2 protein-coding genes are annotated in these 3041 nt (G+C 62.0%); both read left to right on the forward strand.

Going from position 1 to position 3041, the window contains the following annotated elements:
- The first annotated feature begins 193 nt into the window (after positions 1 to 193).
- Positions 194 to 664, forward strand: a complete 471-nt coding sequence (locus HK353_RS16715; RefSeq protein WP_173158001.1) for a hypothetical protein — start codon at positions 194 to 196, stop codon at positions 662 to 664.
- A 269-nt stretch (positions 665 to 933) separates the two neighbouring features.
- Positions 934 to 2958, forward strand: a complete 2025-nt coding sequence (locus tag HK353_RS16720; RefSeq protein ID WP_173158003.1) for an acetoacetate--CoA ligase — start codon at positions 934 to 936, stop codon at positions 2956 to 2958.
- Positions 2959 to 3041 lie beyond the last annotated feature (83 nt).

The following is a 3041-nucleotide window of genomic DNA, read 5'->3' on the forward strand; positions in this document are numbered from 1 at the left end:
CCGGTTGGAACACTTGCGTGGTTCAGCGCTGGGGTTCCGGAACCTGACCCACTACATCGCCCGGAGCCTGCTCGAGGCCGGAGGATTCAGACCCCGATTACACCCCTAACTGCGAAGAGCCATATTTCGACTGCGCCGCTGAGATTTCTCAGCGGCGCAGTCGCGTTTCGGGCGGCAGATCCGGGCTACAGTAGTGGCGGCGAAAGGTGGACTCAGAAACTCTGAGGCTGACAGTTTCGAACTTATTTGCCGCTGCGCAGAAGCAGAACCGTATCGGGCTCTAGGACGCAAGGCCTTCCCTAAAGAGCAAGGCCTCATCGGTCGCTCCTGGGCATCCGACAATGGGGTCGGTGTCGCAGTCGATCTGCCTGTAGATCGCGAAGAGTGGATAGGAATTCAGGAAGCCTTCTACGAAATACCCCGCGAAGTAGCGAAAAGGATGACTATGTTCTCGAGGTCTATTGCTGCAGAGCGCATGGATAATGCCAGCGGAGTTTCAAGGGATTCAATTTCTGTTATCGTCGTCATCGAGTTCATGGTTCCAGATCTGTTTGATCCTGAAGAGGCTGCGAAATTCCGCCAAAAACGAGCAATGAAGGACTTAGCGGAAATTATTGCAGGACCAGTAGGTATTCAATCACCAAGAGGACACGATATACGGTAACCGGCCGAAAATTGCCGCCGTAAACTTGCTAAAACCAAGGGGGCGCTAGGGACCACACCAACCAAGATTCAAATGTTTTGTGACTCAACCGCCCTGCCTTGCGCCGCTGAGGGTCCCCAGCGGCGCAGTCGCATTTCGGGCGGCAGATCCGGGCTGCAGTAGTGGCGGCGTAAGGTGGGCTGAGAGTCTCCACTGCAGAACGAGTTCTCCTCATTCGGGCTAGTGAAGACCTCGTCCACTGCTGTACACCGATGTACTGAGGAGAAGAATTGACCACTGAACCGATCTGGCTTCCCGACCCCGACCAGACCCCGCGACCGCAGATCGCCGACTTCACCGACTTCGCCAACCAACGCACCGGCCTAAGCCTGGCTACATATGACGATCTGTGGAAATGGTCGGTGGACGACCTCGACGGATTCTGGGGTGCGGTCTGGGACTTCTTCGACGTCATCGGCGACGAGCCTTATACCGAAGTGCTCACCGACCGATCCATGCCAGGTGCCACCTGGTTTCCCGGCACCCGCCTCAACTACGCCGAACACGCCCTGCGGGCCGGCCTCAATGACAATCTCGCCGACGAACCGGCCATCATCACCATCAAAGAATCCGGCGAGCGCACCGAAACCACTTGGTGCGAGCTGCGCTGCCAAGTCGGATCCGTTGCCGCCTGGCTGCGCGAGCAAGGAGTCGGCGAAGCCGACCGCGTCGTCGGCTACCTGCCGAACACCCACCACACCCTCATCGCCTTCCTCGCCACCGCCTCGGTCGGCGCCATCTGGTCCGCCTGCGCCCAGGACTACGCCGCCGAAGGTGCGGCGACGAAACTCGGCCAGCTCGAACCGAAAGTGCTCTTCGCCGCCGACGGCTACCTGTGGAACGGTCAGGCCTTCGACCGCCGCGACCAAGTCGCGGATTTGGCCCACCGGATGCCGAGCCTGCGCGCCGTGGTCGGGGTGGGCAACCTCGACGAGGAATTCCTCGACGAACACGGTCGGGTCATGAACCTCACCGCCTGGGACGATATCGCTTCCGGAGATACCGAACCCGAGTTTGCGCGCGTCGATTTCGATACCCCGCTGTGGGTGTTGTACTCCTCGGGCACGACGGGGATACCCAAGGGGATCGTACACAGCCACGGCGGGGTCGTCATCGATCACCTGCGCCTACTGGGTCTCCACCTCGACATCCGGCCGGGCGACCGGTTCTTCTGGTACACGAATACGAACTGGATGATGTGGAACCTCGTCGCCTCGGCGCTGGTGGGCGGTGCGACCACGGTGTGCTTCGACGGCAGTCCCCTCTATCCGGGGCCGGGCCGGCTGTGGGAGATCGCCGCGGACACGAAGGCGAATGTGCTCGGGGTCAGTCCTGGGATCTTCCTGGCCGGGATGAAGGCCGGGCTTGAACCCGGCACGGACTTCGACCTCTCCGCACTGCGCACGATCGGCGCCACCGGCGCCCCCGTGCCCGCCCACTGCTTCCCCTGGGTGCGCGATGCCGTCGTCGAACGCGTGCAGCTGGCCTCGACGAGCGGCGGCACGGACGTCGTCAGCGGCTTCGCCGGATCCGCACCCAACTGCCCAGTCTGGGCCGGGGAACTCTCACGGCCGGTCCTCGGTGTGGCGTTGGAGTCCTGGGACGATAACGGTCGGCCGTTGATCGACGAGGTCGGGGAGATGGTCATCACCGCACCGATGCCGTCGATGCCGGTGAAGTTCTGGAACGACCCGGACGGTGAGCGCTACCGCGACACATACTTCTCGATGTTCCCCGGAGTCTGGCGCCACGGCGACTGGATCACCATCACCGACCACGGCAGCGTCATCATCTCCGGCCGCTCGGACGCCACCCTCAACCGGCAGGGCGTGCGCTTGGGCAGCGCCGACATCTACGACGTCGTCGACGGCATCCCCGAGGTAGCCGAATCCCTCGTCATCGGAGCTGAACAGCCCGACGGCGGGTACTGGATGCCGCTGTTCGTCGTGTTGGCTGAGGGGGTTTCGTTGGATTCTGGGTTGCGGTCGCGGATCGCTGGAGAGCTGCGGTCCAAAGCGTCACCGCGGCACGTGCCCGATGACGTCATTGCGGTGCCTGCGATCCCGCACACGAAAACGGGCAAGAAGCTCGAGGTGCCGGTGAAGAGGCTGCTCCAGGGGCACGATCTGGCCAAGGTCGCGAATCCGGATGCTGTGGATTCGTTCGAGGCGTTGGCGTACTTTGCTCGGTTTGGGGGGTGCCCCTATGTTTTAAGTCAAGGGGCAACGACTAGTTTCTTCAAGAATATTCGGTAGGAGTCGAAAGGCAGGGATGATCGGTCTGGGAACCAGCTCCCGGACTGATCTGGTACTCCGCTACGGTTCGGTTCAGGCGGCGG

It is taken from the genome of Brevibacterium permense, assembly GCF_013280495.1.
GTDB classification, from domain to species: domain Bacteria; phylum Actinomycetota; class Actinomycetes; order Actinomycetales; family Brevibacteriaceae; genus Brevibacterium; species Brevibacterium permense.